Origin of the sequence: Aneurinibacillus migulanus (genome assembly GCF_001274715.1) — a bacterium.
Classification (GTDB): Bacteria; Bacillota; Bacilli; order Aneurinibacillales; family Aneurinibacillaceae; genus Aneurinibacillus; species Aneurinibacillus migulanus.
The window spans coordinates 3,036,791-3,054,898 of the sequence record NZ_LGUG01000004.1; the positions used below are offsets into that span (position 1 = coordinate 3,036,791).

At 42.3% G+C, this 18,108-nt stretch carries 22 protein-coding genes and 1 pseudogene; 15 read left to right on the forward strand and 8 right to left on the reverse strand.

What is annotated here, in order from left to right; all coding sequences use genetic code 11:
- From AF333_RS16450 to AF333_RS16460, 3 genes are read left to right on the forward strand one after another with little or no spacing between them, the layout of a single operon-like run.
- The gene (locus tag AF333_RS16450; protein ID WP_080787670.1) at nt 1-666 is read left to right on the forward strand and encodes a bifunctional transcriptional activator/DNA repair enzyme AdaA; all 666 of its coding nucleotides are present in this window, start codon (nt 1-3) and stop codon (nt 664-666) included.
- Nucleotides 650-1,198: a methylated-DNA--[protein]-cysteine S-methyltransferase gene (locus AF333_RS16455; protein ID WP_043065271.1), complete on the forward strand. Its 549-nt coding sequence runs from the start codon at nt 650-652 to the stop codon at nt 1,196-1,198. The genes AF333_RS16450 and AF333_RS16455 overlap by 17 nt, the downstream gene beginning before the upstream one ends.
- Nucleotides 1,191-1,904, forward strand: a complete 714-nt coding sequence (locus AF333_RS16460; RefSeq protein WP_043065270.1) for a 2OG-Fe(II) oxygenase — start codon at nt 1,191-1,193, stop codon at nt 1,902-1,904. Before AF333_RS16455 ends, AF333_RS16460 begins: the two co-directional genes overlap by 8 nt.
- 264 nt (nt 1,905-2,168) lie before the next feature.
- Here AF333_RS16460 and AF333_RS35485 read toward each other — a convergent pair whose 3' ends face one another.
- On the reverse strand, nt 2,169-2,402 hold the full coding sequence (locus tag AF333_RS35485) for a hypothetical protein (protein ID WP_235496518.1): 234 nt from the start codon (nt 2,400-2,402) through the stop codon (nt 2,169-2,171).
- Between the two features lie 264 nt (nt 2,403-2,666).
- Between AF333_RS35485 and AF333_RS16465 the strand changes: the two genes are divergently transcribed.
- The gene (locus AF333_RS16465) at nt 2,667-3,809 is read left to right on the forward strand and encodes a glycosyltransferase family 4 protein (protein ID WP_043065269.1); all 1,143 of its coding nucleotides are present in this window, start codon (nt 2,667-2,669) and stop codon (nt 3,807-3,809) included.
- Here the strand turns inward: AF333_RS16465 and AF333_RS35490 are convergent.
- Together AF333_RS35490 and AF333_RS16475 are read right to left on the reverse strand one after the other, a co-directional pair.
- Nucleotides 3,795-3,977, reverse strand: a complete 183-nt coding sequence (locus AF333_RS35490) for a hypothetical protein (RefSeq protein WP_235496519.1) — start codon at nt 3,975-3,977, stop codon at nt 3,795-3,797. The two genes, AF333_RS16465 and AF333_RS35490, sit on opposite strands and share 15 nt — an antisense overlap.
- 366 nt (nt 3,978-4,343) lie before the next feature.
- Nucleotides 4,344-4,835, reverse strand: a complete 492-nt coding sequence (locus AF333_RS16475) for a hypothetical protein (RefSeq protein ID WP_043065267.1) — start codon at nt 4,833-4,835, stop codon at nt 4,344-4,346.
- A gap of 118 nt (nt 4,836-4,953) precedes the next feature.
- On the opposite strand from AF333_RS16475, the pseudogene AF333_RS16480 reads away from it, so the two are divergent.
- A pseudogene (locus tag AF333_RS16480) lies at nt 4,954-5,526 on the forward strand (ABC transporter ATP-binding protein); the annotation flags it as partial.
- A 113-nt stretch (nt 5,527-5,639) separates the two neighbouring features.
- Here AF333_RS16480 and AF333_RS16485 read toward each other — a convergent pair.
- On the reverse strand, nt 5,640-6,821 hold the full coding sequence (locus AF333_RS16485) for an MFS transporter (protein WP_043065265.1): 1,182 nt from the start codon (nt 6,819-6,821) through the stop codon (nt 5,640-5,642).
- Nucleotides 6,822-7,114: 293 nt separating this feature from the next.
- On the opposite strand from AF333_RS16485, the gene AF333_RS16490 reads away from it, so the two are divergent.
- Together AF333_RS16490 and AF333_RS16495 are read left to right on the forward strand one after the other, a co-directional pair.
- A complete protein-coding gene (locus AF333_RS16490) occupies nt 7,115-7,393 on the forward strand; it encodes a hypothetical protein (protein WP_043065264.1) in 279 nt (92 codons plus the stop codon).
- 12 nt (nt 7,394-7,405) lie between these two features.
- Nucleotides 7,406-8,098 carry a PspA/IM30 family protein gene (locus AF333_RS16495; protein WP_043065263.1) on the forward strand — a complete coding sequence of 231 codons (693 nt, stop codon included), beginning with the start codon at nt 7,406-7,408 and terminating at the stop codon, nt 8,096-8,098.
- Between the two features lie 4 nt (nt 8,099-8,102).
- On the opposite strand, the gene AF333_RS16500 is transcribed toward AF333_RS16495, so the two are convergent.
- Nucleotides 8,103-8,615: a mismatch-specific DNA-glycosylase gene (locus tag AF333_RS16500; protein ID WP_080787673.1), complete on the reverse strand. Its 513-nt coding sequence runs from the start codon at nt 8,613-8,615 to the stop codon at nt 8,103-8,105.
- Between the two features lie 61 nt (nt 8,616-8,676).
- Here AF333_RS16500 and AF333_RS16505 point away from each other — a divergent pair, with 61 nt between their 5' ends.
- Nucleotides 8,677-9,885, forward strand: coding sequence for a serine-tRNA(Ala) deacylase AlaX (locus AF333_RS16505; protein WP_043065304.1), 1,209 nt, complete (start codon nt 8,677-8,679; stop codon nt 9,883-9,885).
- A gap of 439 nt (nt 9,886-10,324) precedes the next feature.
- On the forward strand, nt 10,325-10,471 hold the full coding sequence (locus tag AF333_RS31915) for a YrzI family small protein (RefSeq protein WP_081003378.1): 147 nt from the start codon (nt 10,325-10,327) through the stop codon (nt 10,469-10,471).
- Between the two features lie 65 nt (nt 10,472-10,536).
- Here the strand turns inward: AF333_RS31915 and AF333_RS16510 are convergent, their stop codons facing one another.
- On the reverse strand, nt 10,537-10,881 hold the full coding sequence (locus AF333_RS16510) for a winged helix-turn-helix transcriptional regulator (protein ID WP_043065261.1): 345 nt from the start codon (nt 10,879-10,881) through the stop codon (nt 10,537-10,539).
- A 139-nt stretch (nt 10,882-11,020) separates the two neighbouring features.
- Between AF333_RS16510 and AF333_RS16515 the strand changes: the two genes are divergently transcribed.
- Together AF333_RS16515 and AF333_RS33740 are read left to right on the forward strand one after the other, a co-directional pair.
- Complete coding sequence (locus AF333_RS16515) at nt 11,021-12,025, forward strand: NAD-dependent epimerase/dehydratase family protein (protein ID WP_235496520.1); 1,005 nt, start codon at nt 11,021-11,023, stop codon at nt 12,023-12,025.
- Nucleotides 12,026-12,121: 96 nt separating this feature from the next.
- On the forward strand, nt 12,122-12,286 hold the full coding sequence (locus tag AF333_RS33740) for a hypothetical protein (protein ID WP_158502374.1): 165 nt from the start codon (nt 12,122-12,124) through the stop codon (nt 12,284-12,286).
- Nucleotides 12,287-12,586: 300 nt separating this feature from the next.
- On the opposite strand, the gene AF333_RS16520 is transcribed toward AF333_RS33740, so the two are convergent.
- Nucleotides 12,587-13,456, reverse strand: a complete 870-nt coding sequence (locus AF333_RS16520; protein WP_043065259.1) for an AraC family transcriptional regulator — start codon at nt 13,454-13,456, stop codon at nt 12,587-12,589.
- 220 nt (nt 13,457-13,676) lie between these two features.
- Here AF333_RS16520 and AF333_RS16525 point away from each other — a divergent pair, with 220 nt between their 5' ends.
- The 4 genes from AF333_RS16525 (at nt 13,677) to AF333_RS16540 (ending at nt 17,004) form a co-directional block, all read left to right on the forward strand.
- Nucleotides 13,677-14,384, forward strand: coding sequence for a response regulator transcription factor (locus AF333_RS16525; RefSeq protein ID WP_043065258.1), 708 nt, complete (start codon nt 13,677-13,679; stop codon nt 14,382-14,384).
- Nucleotides 14,385-14,390: 6 nt separating this feature from the next.
- A complete protein-coding gene (locus AF333_RS16530; protein WP_043065257.1) occupies nt 14,391-15,740 on the forward strand; it encodes a sensor histidine kinase in 1,350 nt (449 codons plus the stop codon).
- Between the two features lie 94 nt (nt 15,741-15,834).
- The gene (locus tag AF333_RS16535) at nt 15,835-16,383 is read left to right on the forward strand and encodes a PepSY domain-containing protein (protein ID WP_043065256.1); all 549 of its coding nucleotides are present in this window, start codon (nt 15,835-15,837) and stop codon (nt 16,381-16,383) included.
- 93 nt (nt 16,384-16,476) lie between these two features.
- Nucleotides 16,477-17,004 (forward strand): PepSY domain-containing protein, encoded by a 528-nt coding sequence (locus AF333_RS16540; protein WP_052520409.1) that lies wholly within the window; start codon nt 16,477-16,479, stop codon nt 17,002-17,004.
- A gap of 456 nt (nt 17,005-17,460) precedes the next feature.
- Here the strand turns inward: AF333_RS16540 and AF333_RS16550 are convergent, their stop codons facing one another.
- Complete coding sequence (locus AF333_RS16550; RefSeq protein ID WP_043065253.1) at nt 17,461-18,009, reverse strand: hypothetical protein; 549 nt, start codon at nt 18,007-18,009, stop codon at nt 17,461-17,463.
- Nucleotides 18,010-18,108 lie beyond the last annotated feature (99 nt).

Here is an 18,108-nt window from a genome sequence, read left to right on the forward strand (position 1 = left end):
ATGGTGAATCTAAAAGGGTCAGAACATGATAGCACGTCCGACGCAATTCATAACGAAAATGCAGTAGGTGCTAGTCAGGAACGAATGACAGACGAAAAATGGCAAGCCATCATACGCAATGATGCGTCCTACGATGATAAATTCTTCTACGCCGTAAAGACTACGGGCATTTTTTGTAGGCCGTCTTGTAAGTCCAGAGTGCCAAAAAAGGAAAATGTGCGCATATTTCAAAACGCAGAACAAGCGCTGTCCGAACATTTTCGTCCATGTAAACGGTGCAAGCCGACCGGCCAACGTTTGCCTAATCATGAGTGGGTGGAGCAAATTACGCAATGTATTGACATGAATTACAGTGAAACGCTAACGCTAGAAATCTTGGCGGATATGTGCCATGGCAGCCCTTATCATTTGCACCGTATATTTAAACGGATCAAAGGAATCACGCCGGTCGAATATGTCCAACAAACGAGAATAGCCAAGGCCATGGAGTATTTGATCCATTCGGATAAAGCGATTGCGGATATTGCTATGACGGTAGGAATACCCAATACATCTTATTTTATAACGCTATTCAAGACGAAAACCGGGCATACGCCTACAGACTATCGTCAATTAAATAGAAACAAACATACTACGGAGGTATTACAAAATGGAAGAAAAAAATAATCCGAAGATTTACTGGACGTTGTTGGCCCATGAAGAGTGGAACCTATACATGGCCGCAACGTCAAAAGGACTTTGTTACGTAGGCTCTCAGAATAAGCCATTTGAAGAATTATCCGATTGGGTAGAGGGTCGCTTTCCCGACAACGTATTGGTTCAAGACGATAAAAAATTACAGCCATATGCAACAGAATTAGTTGAGTATCTTCAAGGAGAGCGCAAGAACTTTACCATACCGTTTGATTTCCATGGCACACCGTTTCAGGTTGCCGTGTGGAATGCGCTCTGCGAGATTTCATATGGCCAAACCCAATCCTATTCAGATATTGCGAGTTATATTCAAAAACCGGCTGCGATACGTGCGGTTGGAGCTGCGATTGGTGCAAATCCGATTTTAATTATCGTACCGTGCCATCGGGTGATCGGTAAAAACGGTTCACTTACCGGCTACCGGGGCGGTTTGGATATGAAGACACAGCTCTTGCAGCTGGAACGGGAACGTTCGTTGGTCGAAGGGAGGCCGCTACATGCCTAATGGTCTTGTAGAGCGCATTGCTGCCTTAGATTGGAATTCGTTGCAGCAGACGTTAGACGAGCAGGGGTATGCTGCAATTCCAACCTTATTAGACAAAGATCAATGCAATGAAATTATCGACACATATGGGGAAGAAGCCCATTTTCGAAGCACGATTGATATGGCTAGATACCGGTTTGGGAGCGGGGAGTACAAATATTATCAAGCTCCCCTCCCAGCTTTACTGCAACAGCTTCGTGAAGGTTTTTATCCTGAGCTTGCTAAAACGGCTAATCGTTGGCTCGAACAGCTAGGGGGTGATGCTATTTATCCAGCTGCACTGCCGGAATTTCTTGAACGGTGCCACCAGCAGGGGCAACTACGCTCAACACCGTTGATTTTAAAATATGAAGAAGGGGGATACAACTGTCTACACCAAGATTTGTATGGTGAAGTGTTTTTTCCGTTTCAGGTAGTATTCGCCTTAAATCAAAAAGAGAAGGATTACACAGGTGGAGAATTTTTGCTGATAGAACAACGGCCGAGGGCGCAAAGCAGGGGCCATGTGATTACGTTGGAACAAGGCGCTGGATTGATTTTTCCTACGAATCATCGACCTGTATTAGGCTCACGAGGATACTATAAAACGACGCTTCGACATGGTGTTAGCACAATTACATCGGGGATTAGGTATAGTTTGGGCATTATTTTTCATGATGCAAAGTGACCTGGGTCCTTAGTGGATAGTAGAGAAGATTCTCAACCACCTAGCCAAGCAAAGCCAGGTAGTTGAGAATCTTCTTCCTCTTCATCAAGGAGAAATCTCCGGTTTTCATACACTTTTTTCTTCATAAATAAAATGGACATCCTAACGCTAGAATGCCCATTTTATTTTTAGCCTCTTCCATTTGGGTTCCATCTGCATTTCTTATAGTAAGACGTACAGAAAGGAAGTGGCAAAATGGCTATAGCCTATGTATCAAATCGAGATTCAAATACCGTTTCGGTCATCAACACACAATCGAATCAGATTAATACTATATAAGTTACGATTAATATTTTGACAGGGTAGCGTGGTTGGAAGTAGGAGAGATAGAGAAAGAAGAGGGTGGATACGCCCTGCGCCCCGGCAGAAAAAGGCGGACGTGTCTTTTTCCGATCGTTCCCGCCCACCGCCCTTCCTTCTTTTCTTATCTCTCACCACAAGAATTTGTCGATGTATCAAATCAGATGTATATAGGATACATGTCGGAAGAGGTCCTAGCAGAATAACGATTATCCCTACTCGTTTATCTCAACCCTTGATAAAACACCGTAAAAAAGTTGTTCATTTATCCCGTCCCTTAATAAAACGTCGTAAAGGCTTATATAGTGCTTTTGTGAAATAGGAACCTACCAATAAAGTGAAAAATAGGCATATGTTGCTTCTTCTCCCTCTCCCTTGTTCGAATACACTATACTACTGCATGAAAACTGAAGGGGGACCCTTATGCGTATCCTTGTTATTCTTCCTGAACAACTGCCGGTTCCACCGATTTTGGGCGGGTCAGTAGAGTCTTGTACTCATAACATTTTCCGTCGGATGGCCGAAACCGAACAAGTTACATTAATCAGCCGGGCCCATCACCGTTTGCCTACCCGAAGTGTTTATAAAAATGGGAAATACCACATTCTCCGGATTCCTCAAAAGAACCGATTAGCGTATATCCGTGCAGTACTTCGTCAGGTCAGGAAGCAATCATTTGATATCATCCAGATTGAAAACCGGCCCACTTTTGTGCCATTCGTCCGAAAGGCATTTCCTCGCACACCCATTGTTCTATCTCTGCATTCCCTTACTTTTATGACTTTTCTTACGAAAGCACGGGCAAACGCTATTTTACGACAGGTCAACGCGGTGACATCTGTGGTCTCATTCGTTTCACAGACGATGAAGAAGCGTTATCCGGCTCATGCGCGCAAGTTTCATACCTGCATTCTTGGTGTTGATACGAAGAAATTCCGTCCTCATTCCTTAGCCTATAAGATGAAATTACGAAAAAGATGGAAGCTCACCAGTGGGTTCAATGTGCTATTCGTAGGACGTATTATACAGGGGAAGGGACTGCATACGTTGATTCAGGCTGTCTTCCGAGTGAAAAAAACGTACCCCCGTGTTCGGCTGATTGCTGTTGGTGCTTCCTGGCCCAGTGTTCAAAGGCAGACACGTTATATAAAAAAGGTTCGTTCCATGTCGCGCAGACTCCGAGTACCTATCCGTTTTACTGGATATATTCCTCCTGCTAGGGTACATCGTATGTATCATTTAGGCGATGTTTTCGTATGTCCAACGCAATTCCGCGAAGGATTCGCGACGGTTAATTCAGAGGCGATGGCCTCTGGTATCCCGGTCATTGCATCAAATCGAGGCGGTATCAGCGAAGTTATTAAACACGGTATTAGTGGTTGGCTTGTACAGGATTACAAAAACCCTGCCGCATTCGCTGACGCTATCATGAAGTTGAAAGCATCTCCTAAGCTGGTTCAAAAATTAGTCGAAGGTGGCCGAAGGCACGTAGAAGAAAGGTTCAGTTGGTATAATACGAGCGACAAATTGAAAAAGCTGTATATCGAGCTTCTAAATCGATCCTAACCTATATAAGTTACACTTAATATTTTGACAGGGTAGCGTGGTTGGAAGGAGGAGGGATGGAGAAAGAAGAGGGTGGATACGCCCTGCGCCCCGGCAGAAAAAAAGCGGACGTGTTTGTTCCGACCGCTCCCGCCCACCGCCCTTCCTTCTTTTTTTACCTCCTACCACAAGAATATATAAATTTGCAAAGTGATATATATAGTCTGTCACATCCACCACACACCCCAACTTATCCAATTAAACTCATTGTTTACTTTTAGGTATCAAGTCATTATATTATATCATTTCCATTTTCTATATCAGAAACGGTAAATGAACCACTCAGCGACTTTTTTATTAGGAGAGAAAATACGCTGATGAGTGCAGAAGGGATGCAAACGTATAAATGGATCCCACCGACAAAACGAGAAAAATGTACACTAAGATATCTTGTGAAAAACGAACCCCAAATTTCCTATATTAATGATCTCTGGGGGAAGGGAGGGCACGGCTTATTGAACTAATACATCCGTTAACGAAATAAGTAAGACTCTGCTATTTTACAAGTTCAGTAAGTATTTTAACTGAACTCTCTGTCCCGTCCTTATTACTTATGTTAATATAATAAGTTCCACCTAGAAAGGTATGAGAAGTATTATTGAACGTATTTTTATACGATTCATTAGCTTCTAAATCACCTTCAATAACAGGGGTTATATTATCTTTATATACTATTTTATAGTGAATTCTATTGTTACCAGTATTAGTTATAAGAACACGTAGTGGTTGTTCTCCTCCATATTCAAGAGGAGTGCCGGTCCATCCTTTGAAAGTTGTTTCTTGATCAAGCATATGAGTTGGTGATGTTGTTCCTATCTGGTTTTCTTGAGTAGGGTATTTTGCATTGTTTTTTTCCTTTTCCCTCATAGATAATACATTAGTTGATTTTTCATCATCAATTTCTGAAGAAAAACTACACCCCATCCCTACTAAAAACAATGCCAAGAATAGTAAAGGGATTAAAAGCGCTCTTTTCATTTTTATCATTTACATTTCCTCTCTCAAAATTAGTTTGATAAATATGTGCTATAAAGCAAATTATGGAACTTTTTCATTTTAAAATTGTACAACAAATCATATTTTTGTTAAATATGTTATTTAATGGGTTAGTGGTACTGATGTACGAGATATGCGGAGTGAGGAGCTACTGGCCTCGATTAGCTTGGTACAGCAACAACCTTACTTATTTAACGAAACAGTCGCAAGCAACATCCGCATAGGTAAGCCCGATGCTACCCTCGAACAAATAATCGAAGCAGCCAAAGCGGCGTACTGCCATGAATTTATCGAGAAGCTGCCGCACGGGTACGAAACGGTCGTGGGCGAGGGAGGTGCAACGCTGTCTGGCGGAGAGAAACAGCGTATCTCTATCGCTAGAGCAATACTCAAGGATGCACCCATCATCCTGCTTGACGAGGCCACAGCATCTCTTGATCCGGAAAATGAAGTATATCTTCAAAGAGCGATCAGCAAGCTAGCTTATCAAAAAACAGTGCTTGTCATCGCTCATCGACTAAAAACAATCCAATCAGCAGACCGTATTCTTGTCCTTGATCAGGGGCGAATTGCAGAAGCGGGCAAACACAAGGAACTTTTGGAAAAAAGAGGGCTATATCGTAAGCTATGGCAGGAGCAACAACGACTCGGGGGATGGAAGCTAAAGCGCAAGTCTATGTGATAGAGCGTTACGAACCTTACAGAAAGTAAACGTTCCATATAAAAGATTAAGAAAGGCCTGAACGCTTATAACGTTTTAGGTCTTTCTTATCTTTTTCATACAATTCAAAGACATTACGTATGTGTCACTTTAGTAGCTTTCATTCGTAGCTTCCGCTGCACGAAGAAAAGAATGCCTCCAAAAAGAATTGCCGCAAATTCGAATGGCAAGAACATATTTCTCATGTGATACAAGATGCTACCGAATAACGGACCAGCCGCCATCCCCATAAAACGGAAGAAATTATACGCACCGACCGCCGTCGCTCTTTCCTTGGCGAACGCGTCCATTAACAATACCGTCTGTACGGGGAGTGAGAGACCGAAAAACAGACCGAACAGTACGAGCGAAGCAATAAGGTATACCAATGAGAGCTTCGCCACAAGCATAAATAAAACAATGGTCAACGCATGAAGCGAAGAGGTTATCATCAGGATTTTTCGTGCCTCGAATTTCTCTTGAAGCCTACCTCCCGTATAACTACCTGCTACAATCATTAACGATAGTGGAAGGAATACCAGCCCTTTATCCGCCGGTCCAAGTCCATATTCTGTGGAAAGAATTTGTGGCAGAAAAACCAAGAAGTTATGAAAAGTATAGAACTGGATAAAGCCGAGCAGAATGACTGAAAGCCCAACGGGATGAAGCGTAATAGAAAGAAACCGCTGGATACCAAACGAAGCAGTTCCCTGAGAATCATTCGGCCTTGTTTCCGGAAGATAGCGCGTATTCGCAAGCCATGTAAGAACCCCCGTAACGGCTAATACCATAAATACACCCCAATAGCCCATGTGTTCTCCAACCCATCCTCCAATAACAGGACCGAGTACCGGGCCGAGAGATACAAGCATCTGAAAAACGCCCATAGCCCGTCCGCGCTGCTTTCCTTCAAATAAATCACTGATAACCGTCGTAGCTACAATCGAACCAGCGGCGATACCAGCCGCCTGCAATACACGGAACAGCAAAAACCACGATATCGAAGGAGCAAATGCGCAGCCGACCGAAGCACCTATATAGATAAGAATGCCAGCCAGCAAAATACGGCGTCTCCCTTTCGTATCAATTAAAGGTCCATATACCATCTGCATAACCGCGAGTGTAACTGTGAACGCGGAAAGGCTCATGTTAATAAGAAATGAGGTCGTATGAAAATCTTTCTGGATTTCCGGAAGGATAGGAACATAAATATTTTGCGTAAAAGGACCGAGAAAAGCGGCAAATGAAACAAGATAAATAATCAGTTTAGCATTCATTGTATTTTCCTCTCTGCTGCAGTTATATTTTTATTTCGGTCAGCAGTCCACTCTATCTTTCATCATACCAGAAGAGAAAGAAAAGAGAATTACGTAACTCTCCTACAATAATTCTAGTGCAGCAGAATTCCTTAGGACGGAGCTCTTGTCTCGCTCGGGTCTGACATGCTTCTCCGCCGCGCGGAGGAGAGAAAATCCATCTGCCGCAAGTGTTCGCAAAACTGCTGTCACGGTAACATTAGAGACGTAGAGGAAAACACCACACAATCACAAAGGAAGAAAGGAAGAGCAAAATGGAACAAAAAAGAAAATGCCGCAAACGGCGCGGTTGGATACTGCTAGGTATCGGCGCTCTGATTCTGATGGGCACGCTGCATCTCGATTTCTTAATCCCACTTCTTATCGGAGGCTTCCTCGTCGTAAAAGGATGGAAATTACTGAAGAGAAATGCAGGCGGCGATTGGTGGCAAGCAACTGAACCAAGCACCTATCCCTCTAGTTCACCACAAGCTCCGACATACAATATGGATGCTCTTGATGAATGGGAAAAACAACTTAAAAACAAAAAATAAGGAGGAATACAAATGGGTATCTTTAAACGAATCGAAACTATCACTACAGCAACAATGCATCAAGTACTGGATCAGGTTGAAAACCCGGTAGCGATGCTCAACCAATATATGCGGGACATGGAACAAGAAATCGCCCAGGCAGAAGTAGCAATCGCTCGCCAGGTAGCACAGGAGAAAAACTGGGAGATGCTGATTAAAGAAGCAGGGGAGCGAATCGCTAAGCGTACGCGCCAGGCTGAGCTTGCAGTAGCGGAAGGGGAAGACTCCATCGCTCGCCAAGCCCTAACTGATAAACAGCAATGTGAAGCACGGAAAGATGAATATACAGGCTTACTGGAAGGATCACGCCAGCGTACCATCCAACTACGTGAACAGCTGCAGGAGCTAAAGGACAAATTCTATGAAATGCGCAATAAGAAAGCTGTGCTCATCTCCCGGGCCCGCGTCGCCCAAACGAGCAAAAGCATGCATACGGCGCTCCATTCGATTGACACAGAAAGCGCCGCAAAAGGATTTTCACGCATGGAAGAAAAAATCGCCATGCTAGAAGCAGATGCCGAAGCGAGCCGCACTATTCGTTTCGCCTATCAACCATACGTATCACAACACGCGGAGCCGAATCCTCAGGTAGAAGCGGAGCTTGCCCGCCTGCGGGCCGCCCGTTCAGAAGCAACAGACGCCGAGGCGCAAGTCCAATCAAAATAAAAAACTAGTCCTTCTTACCATCCAGCAACTCTTTTAGCTCGCGGTATATCGCCACGATGTCATCGAGCTTCATCCGAACCAGTCCGCTGGAAGAAGGGGCGACAAATTCCAGTATACCAGGAACAACGGGCTCTGGCTGTACCCCCCATACAGCATCGCGCCCGCTGTATTCCTGGTATACGCCTTTTCCCACGAAACAAACGGAACGGGGATGGAGACGTTTGATTTTCTCTCGCAAAATCACCCGCCCTTCCCGGTATTCCTCTCTCGTAATATCCGCTGCACCACGTGTAGGTCGGGCGACGATATTAGTAAAGCCTAGACCATGCGCAAGCAAGTCCCGGTCTTCTTCTGGACGATACTTGCGCGGGGTAAAACCGGACCGGTGCAGAATCGTCCAGAACCGGTTATGCGGGTTGGCGTAATGATGACCCACTTCCCCTGAACGTAAACTTGGATTAAAGCCAACAAACAATACATCAAGATTTTCACGAAGATGATCAGGAATCGGTTGTATCATGGTTGCCTCCTTATGCTATATTGAGCTTACAGATTTTTCGAAAGAGAAAGGAGCTCTCATGGATCATAAATTATACTACAAGGACCCCTACATAAAGAAGTTTACTGCTACCGTGCTTTACCAGAACACGAACGAGACCGGAGAACATTACGTGGTGCTTAGTCAGACCGCTTTTTATCCGACCGGTGGGGGACAACCATACGATACCGGTACGCTGGACAACATAGAAGTGACCAACGTGGAAGAAATAGATGGTGAGATTCGCCACTACCTAACTACAGCCTTGCCTGACACTCATACAGAAGTGGTCGGCATCATCAATTGGGAACGACGGTTTGACCATATGCAGCAACATACCGGACAGCATATCCTGTCTGCGGCGTTTGAACAGTTGCTTGATGCAGAAACGGTCGGCTTTCATATGGGCCAGGAGATGGTCACCATTGATGTGGCGACAGGCGATTTAACACAAGAACAAGCAAATGATGTGGAAGATTTGGCGAATCGCATTGTCTATGAAAATCGTCCAGTAAACGCCCGTTTTGTAGAGCGAAAAGAACTGGCTGTACTGCCCTTGCGCAAGCCTCCGTCTGTCACTGAAAATATTCGCCTCGTCACCGTGCAGGATTTCGATCACAACCCATGCGGTGGTACACATCCTTTGCATACCGGAGAAGTCGGTCCCATTAAAATACTCAGCTGGGAGCGGTATAAAGGGCATGTGCGCATACAATTCATTTGTGGACTGCGGACATTGCGTGCTTTAAGGGAAAAGCATCTTATTCTGCGTGAGTTGAGTCGTCAATTAAGCAGCTCAGAAACGGAACTGCCGATGCAGGTGGAACGGCTGCTTACCAGTCAACGGGAACTTGAACGCAATTTGCGTAACGCAAATGAACAAATATTGGAGATGGAAGTAGAGCGGTTATTGAAGACTGGTAAACAAGAAGCCAACGTACATTTCATAACAGCTATTTTTACTAACCGCTCCATGCAGGATCTGCAAAAGCTGGCCCGATTGATTACACAACGGAACGCAAAGGTACTCGTATTGCTGGTGACAGAAGATGGCGAGCGTGTACAGTTCGTCTGCGCTTGCAGTGAGCACAGCAGAATTGCGATGAATGATTTGGCAAAAGCCGTACTGCCTTATATCAATGGAAAGGGAGGCGGCAATCCAAAAATGGCTCAGGGGGGTGGTAGTACCGATAAATCCGCTGCTGACGTACTGGCTCATCTTATCGAAATCAGCAAGAAAAAAATGTAATAAATCTATTTACAACATAAAGCTCTCCACGTATAATGAAAATTGAAATTAATTTGAAAAAGGAGGTTGGCAAATATGATGACAGTTCAGAATACGTTTCTTATCACTGTTGGAGTTTGTAGCGTTAACGTGTCTTGCGAACTGAATATTTTTCGACCTCGACGGTTTCTGACATAACTGCTTCAGGAATTTTTCGTATACTTCTTTGATAAGAGATGCCGCAGGTCTTTAGGGTTGGCCTGCGGCTTTTTTGTGCCTATTTTTGCACATTGTGCCGCGGCCCCCGTTTGGGCCTGCGGCATTTTTTATATAGTTTGTACAACGATAAGGAGGGACGTATATGTTACGAGAAAACTTTTTACTGGCTTGGTTATTACGGGAGAAAGGCCATACATGAAACGTTCATCGTTATTTGCAATATGTAAAGGAGGACTCAGGCATGTTAACCATTCATTTTATTTTCTTCACTATAACAATTTCCAAACGTGTGAAAAACCATGTACAAATGGCCCATGATGCATACGTTGCTGAGAAAATGCGTCAAGTGCAAGAGAGGCGAAACGAATATACCCGCTTCTTACCATAAGATTTTGATAGTAATAATGGGAAAAGCGCGGCATTCGGCCGCGCTTTTCCCATTATTACTCTGTGTTACTTTTTCTCCGCCATCTCTAACACATCCCATGCATTCCCCCAATTTTTCATCGCATCAAAAATCGGTCGAAGACTCAGTCCTTTTTCCGTTAGAGAATATTCCACATGGGGCGGTATTTCTGAATAAATCTCTCGTAATACAATTCCTTCATGTTCTAATTCTTTTAATCGTATAGAGAGTGTTCTTGGACTGATTCCTTTTAAGGAATTTTGTAATTCTCCAAATCGCTTCGGTCCATAAAAGAGATCCCGAAGAATCATAAACGTCCATTTGCCGCCAATCACATGCATGGTTTTTTCAATAGGGCACCTGGAATGATCAAGTTCAAATGTTCCAGACATCGCATCTTACTCCTCCATCACTATTCATAAGGATAGTTACTATATAAAATATCCGTACTTTTTAAATAATAGCACTTCAATTATTATAGTTCATATCAGACCTGAAGTACATGGGTCCATAAAGTCATTCGTAGTCGAGATGAAACAAGGGGCAGAGCAAAAAATGATTAATGAAAGGATGAGAAGAATGAAGACAATTGTCTTTGGGGGTACTGGATTTATTGGAGGTCATGTCGTTGAACAGCTGCATCTGAATGGACATCAAGTAACAGCAGCCGTTCGTGATACGAGTAATACAACCTTTTTAGAAAGCTTAGGGATTCATGTTGTTAACGTTGACTTTTCTGATTCCACAGCTTTGAGGAAAGTAATAGAAGGGCATGAAGTCGTTTATAATTGCACGGCAGATGCGAAGCTACATACGAAAATCAGCTTGGATGCCCCGGTGGAAATACAACTGACGAGAGCGCTTGTTGAAGCAGCTGCTTCATGTGGAGTTTCCCGATTTATTCAATTAAGCACAATCGTTATATATGACTTCCAAAGTAACGAACCGATTGATGAATCCTACAGTTCACAACCTGAGTATCCAATTCAAAGCTTAGGAATTGAAAGAGAGAAGATAATCGAAGAAGCAGGGCGAAAACACGGGATTACAACCATCATCCTGCGTCCTGCAAGCACGATTGGCGCTAGAGATGTTTCATCGTTTTTTGCAAGGCTATTTATGGCTCATGCTAACGATCAATATCCAATGATAGGAAACGGTGCTGCTACTGTTTCTCTCGTGGATACGCGCGACATCGGACGGGCGATGGTCTGGCTGGGGACGTATCAGAAACCTGAACAAGACAACGGCATCTACTTGCTTAAAGGATTTGATACAACCTGGAATCAATTAAAGACAGAAATAGACTGTGTAGCTGGTAAGATTTCAAAAGTAATACATTTACCGGAAACGATAACGGATAAACAACTAATTGAATATAAATTAACTCCATTTGCAATGAAAACTTTCACTGTGAACAGACTTTGGAATGACAATAAGATACGAAATCTAGGTTTTCATACAAAGTATTCACTAACTAATGCGGTAAAATCTGCTGTTAAAGATTTAATGGTAAGAATGGCAACTACATACTAAAGGCAATAAGCAAACCCTAGACTTTTCTTCATTTTTTTGTCGGTTATGTTTCAATTGGCAGGAAAATGAGGAATAGAATAGAAGAGGTGATGAATAATGTACGCATTATACTGGACAACGAAAGATGACAGCAACAAGCATTCACAAATGTTCGAAAGCAGGGAAAAAGCGGAAAAAAAAGCTGCTCAATTAAAAGAAGAGGGCCATCTTTTCATTGACATTAAAGAAAATGTCGAGCCGCAAAACTTCTGGCATAAATAAAGCAAAGCATAACGATAGGAAAAAGGCAAAGGAGAGCAGACTGAAACGGCTGTACCTTTGCCTTTTCTTAATAAGCTGTTGATTTCTCGCCTCAAAAGTTTATGTCACTCCATCTTTATTAGCATTATTTTAGATGGAGTGAAGACAGGATACGACACGAACCATTATGATAAAACAAATATATTAAAAATTCTATCTTTTAAGCGGTTGTTTAATTGTATATCATACGTAAAAAAGGGTATTTATACAATAATAGGTAATAAATAAAGGGAAAGAATAAATAGTTTAAAAGAATTATTATTACTTTTTCAAAACCGGTATCCATATTTCGCTTTTAAAAGTTGGTGAAGTTACATCTTTATCCTCGTTCCACAAGACTTCCGGCCCTTCTGTTTGTTCATAGTTTGAGGATGGAAACCATTCCGAATAGATACGTCCCCAGACATCTTGCAGCGTATCAGGAAATGGTCCGACTGCTTCGAATACAGCCCATGTTGAGGCAGGAACTTCAAGTTGTGTCAAGTTATCTGGACACTCCTTAGTTGTTGCCACACCGATATAATGATCAAGTTCCCCTTTTTCCAGTCGGCCTTCAGAAAAGTTCGTGGATGCACTAAGCAATCCCAAAGGCTCGACATTAGAAAGCTTCTTAAGTTTATTTATTGTCTCACCATTTAAATTTTCCCACATAGAGGCAATCTCTGGATTAACTCCGTGGTAAATCAAGGGAACTCTTTTCTTGATACCAACTATACGAAATGCCTCTTTTTCTTCAATTCGATAGTTCATTTCACTTCCTCCTTTAATGGATAACTGAAAGGTCATTCGTGGATAGGCTTTTAGTGATTGACCATTATTTCTGGCTTCTGACGGTGTTACACCATGCAGACTTTGAAAAGCTCTTGTAAAGGAGTCTGGTGAGCTGTATCCATATTTAATCGCAACATCGATTATCCTTATGTTACTATTGTTAAGCTCAAATGCTGCAAGAGTAAGGCGCCTACGGCGGATGTATTCCGACAGCGTAACACCTGCAAGGAAAGAAAACATTCTTTTAAAATGATATTCCGAGCAAAAAGCCAGCCTTGCTACTTCTTTAAAGTCAATATCATTAGTAAGATTTTCTTCAATATAATTTAATGCTCCATTCATTTTTTCAAGCAAATCCATTTCTATAACCTCCCTCTCACTAATAGAATAACAGGAGTTGTATGTATCTATCCGACATTTCGTGCACAATTATGAAGGCTAGCATCAGCTTCACTGGTATTACACCATTAACGATGTATAAAATTATGCATAACTCGAAAGGTGAATTATTTTTGTACTCAACATCTTTTCCATGGTTATGCTTAAATAAAAGGAAGAAAATATATACAAAGAAGCAGGGATGGAGGCACGACTCGTAGTGGATAATGAAAGAATTTTGCTGGTAGAAGACGAATCGAAAATTGCAAGGGTTATTACATTGGAACTTGAATATGAAGGATATAAGGTAGATACGGCCGAAACGGGCACTGTGGGCTTTGAAAAATTCACAAACGGGCAATGGGACCTTGTTTTGCTGGATGTTATGCTTCCGGGATTGAGTGGAACAGAGGTATTGCGAAGAATTCGGGCTTCAGGAGACATGACGCCGGTTATTCTGCTAACGGCAAGGGATTCAATTCCTGATAAAGTAAGCGGGCTTGATTTAGGAGCAAACGACTATATCACAAAACCATTCCAAATCGAGGAGCTATTAGCAAGAATCCGTGCCTGCTTACGGACAAGTAAAATGATAAAGAAAGAAACGAACGGACAAGCATTGACCGTCGCGGATTTACACCTTAACGAAAAAACACGAATCGTAACCCGCAGTTCTGTAGACATTGAATTAACGCCCCGAGAGTTTGATTTGCTATTGTATCTCATGCAGCACCAAAATCAAGTGTTGAATAGAGAACAAATTTTAACAAATGTTTGGGGATTTGATTACTACGGAGATACCAATGTTGTCGACGTATATATTCGGTATTTACGAAAAAAAATTGACCATTCCTTTGCAATTCCGCTTATTCATACTGTTCGCGGAATTGGATACGTCTTAAAGGAGTAAGCTTCAATGAGTATCCGCAATAAAATCTATTTATTTTCAACGGTCTGGCTGTTGTTGGTCCTTATTATTATTAACGTTTCCATTTATTTTTTGTTTTATAAAACTGCGGCCAACAATCAGTTAGAACAGCTTCGCTTACAAACCGAAAACATTGCTGAAGCTGTAAAGCCGCCCGTCGACCAAATGAATATGTCCGGGTTATTGAGAGCACACTTGCCATTGAATGGCATGATCCGCATTGTAGACGAAATGTCGCATCCAATGCTTACCATTACGAAGGAGACAGCATTTTCCAACGTAAAAGCGAAATTTACACGTGCACAAACGGCAGAATTATACTCTATCGAAGGCATTCCATATGCCATTGTCCGTTTTCCGATTATATGGAATGATGGGAATGTCGTAACGCTGGAAGTAACAGAAAGCCTGGCATCCATCCAAGAAAACATGGGGATTTTGCTTTGGGTTTTAATTGTGGCTTCAATTGTGGTTCTCATTCCTTCTTTTTTGGCGGGTAGAATGTTGGGAAATGTGATTTTACAGCCGATTAGTTCCATGATTAAAACAATGGAAGAAATTCAGCAAAAGGGCATCTTTAAAAAATTAAACCTGCAAAGACAATCTAAAGATGAACTGTACAAGCTGGGAAATACGTTCAATAAAATGATGGATATTCTGGAACAAACCTTTGCAAAGCAACAGCAATTCGTGTCTGATGCTTCGCATGAATTGAAAACGCCTTTAACTGTTATTGAAAGCTATGCAAGTATGTTGAAACGGTGGGGCATGAAAAGACCGGATATATTGGAGGAGTCGGTAGAAGCCATCTATTCTGAAGCGGTGAGAATGAAGGAAATGACAAAGCAAATGCTACTACTAGCAGATCATGATGGCTCGTGGGATTTGAACATCCAGGAAGTAAATATCCGTTCGCTTGCAGAAGAGGCTTGCAAAACCATTGAAACCGTATATGGGCGACATGTTTCGTTACATAGTCAACATGAGAGGATAACGGCACATGTAGATGAGCAAAAGGTGAAACAATTACTGTTTATCTTGTTTGATAATGCGTTGAAATACAGTACAGCACCGATCGAATTGTACGTCGGTAATGAAGATAACAATGTTTTTATTACAGTAAAGGATTATGGAATCGGCATCCCAAAAGAAGAGCTTACGCATATTTTTGATCGCTTCTATCGGGTTGACAAAGCCAGAAGCCGGGAAACTGGTGGCACCGGGTTGGGGCTCTCCATCGCTAAACGAATTGTTGATGCTCACGGAGGAGATATTCATATTACAAGCAATGCAGGAGAAGGAACAAGCTTTACCGTAACATTGTCGCAATCAACATAAAGAAGAATTTCTCATCAATTTTTAATGTTTTTCACATGCATTTCACATTCTAATTTTTTATACTGAAAGAAAAAATTCCTTTAGGTGGAATACGATGAACAAAAAACTCACCTTTTTTCTGATAGGTTTGCTGATAACGGTGCTCGTCGCTGTCGGCGCACGACAAATTTTCGCCAACAAGCATCGAGAAACATTAACGGCTGATCAAATCGAAAATAAAATTGAAAAAAAATACCCCGGAGAAGTGAAGAGTATACGATTTAGCGAAGAATCGGGAGAAGATCTTTATACTGTAGAGTTGCAAAATCAAACCGGAAGCTACGAGATAAAAGCAGACGCCTACTCCGGAGAAGTTGTGCAGTTAACACAAGTGAAAGAAAAAGCGGCAAAGCCTACAACGGATCAGGCTGCGAAAGGGAATGAGCAAGCAGGGCACAAGACAAAACAAGGTATAATTAGCTTAGATAAAGCGAAAAAAATTGCGCTTTCTAAAGTAAAAGGACGGTTCGATAGTATCGATTTGGAGGAAGAGGAAGGGACTCTTATTTACGAATTGGAAGTTGAAACAGATAAAAACCAGGAGTATACGATACGGGTTAATGCGTATACGGGAGAAGTTCTTTCCGTATCATGGGAAGACTAAAGAATTTCTCATCAAATTTTAATCTTTTTCTTTTTTTCCTCTCATGTAACCGCAATACGATAATAATGAAAGATACATGAAGGAGGAAAAATCATGAAACGAAAAGTAGGAATTGCTGTACTTACAGGCGTTTTAGCATTAGGAGGGACAACCGTTGGAGCGTATGCGGTGCAAAGCGATAAAGCATCAAACATACAGGGGAAAGATAAGAGTGTAGCCGAAGTTACGTTGAGTACAGAGGAAGCTAAACAAATAGCGAAAAAACAACTGAGCGGAAACATCGAACAAGTCGAGCTTGAACGTGAAAATGGCCGACTTGTTTACAAAGTAGAGTTTGAAAAATACGGAGATGATGATGACGTATACGTAGACGCCCAAACTGGTAAAATCTTAAGCAATTCAGATATTCGTCCTGCTCACGGTACTGTCAAAATAAGCAAGGCCCAAGCAAAGGAGATTGCTTTGAGACAAGTGAAAGGAACCGTTACCGAGATTGACTTGGATCGCGATGACCGTGAGCCAGTATACGAAGTGGAAATCGCTACGGCCAATGGGCATGAAGCAAATGTAGACGTATCAGCAACAACGGGTCAAATAGTAAGAGTAGAATGGGATGATTAATCGTTTGATATATCAGGTTTAGCGGCATTGCTGACATTGTTAACAAAGCGGGTGAGGATTTTATGTCTCACCCGCTTTTATTTATGATTCAGCATTCTCATCCCTGGCGCTGTCTTACTCTGGACTACAACTAAGCTTTTGTCATAATAAGGACGATTGGATGATTGAGCATTTTGGAGGATTCGCTACCGCATATGGTTTTGGCTCGCTCGTCTTTTTTATTGATTTGATAGTAAGTATAAGTCTGAAGAAAGAGGGCGTATAGACTATCTTCTATACGCCCTACTATATACATCTGATTTGATACATCGACAAATTCTTGTGGTGAGAGGTTGGAAAAAGACGCGTTTGCCTTTCTTCTGCTGAAGCGCAGGGCGCATCCAACCTCTTCTTTTTCTGAATCGCCTCCTTCCAACCACGCTACCCTGTCAAACTATCAAGTGTAATTTATATAGATTATCCTTTCCGGTATGAATGGTCTTGCTCTTTGCGGCACGCTTCATAAAACGGTGTAACAAGAAGTTCTTCTCCGTCTTCTAGCACAAAATATATATCCTCGCCGCTTCGCTTCGTTCCGACAATACGCATACCGGAAAACCGTTCCGTAAAGGCGTGTTCAAACGCCGTGTCCTTATATGACTGGATGTCACGCGCCATCGCTTCCATACCGAATTGTTCAAAGCATCTCCGAATGACAATCGTCTCGCTGTAGCTTCCGAAGAAGTCAGTAATCGTCTGCCAATGCGAACGTCCACCTAATCGACTGTACACTTTCCATGAATCTGAGCCAACGCTATCTTCATATGTAAAACAATAGTCCGTTCCGCGCCATCCAATGAGAAATTCCATGACAAGCTTTACAGATGGCTGTACAGATGCGTCTTTGAATTCGAGCGTATACAGAAAGTCAAAGCCACGCTCGGATAACTGCGGGGCCCGTTTATCCTTCGTTCGCTCGATATAGCTTCTCCATTTTTCATTCCATTTTACCACCGCTTTATTCATCGATTTTCATCACTCCTATATTGCAAAAACGCCTGCACAATTATTTTCCTACCCTAGCATACAACCTGTAATACAGCAACTAAAACGCTTTCTATTTCC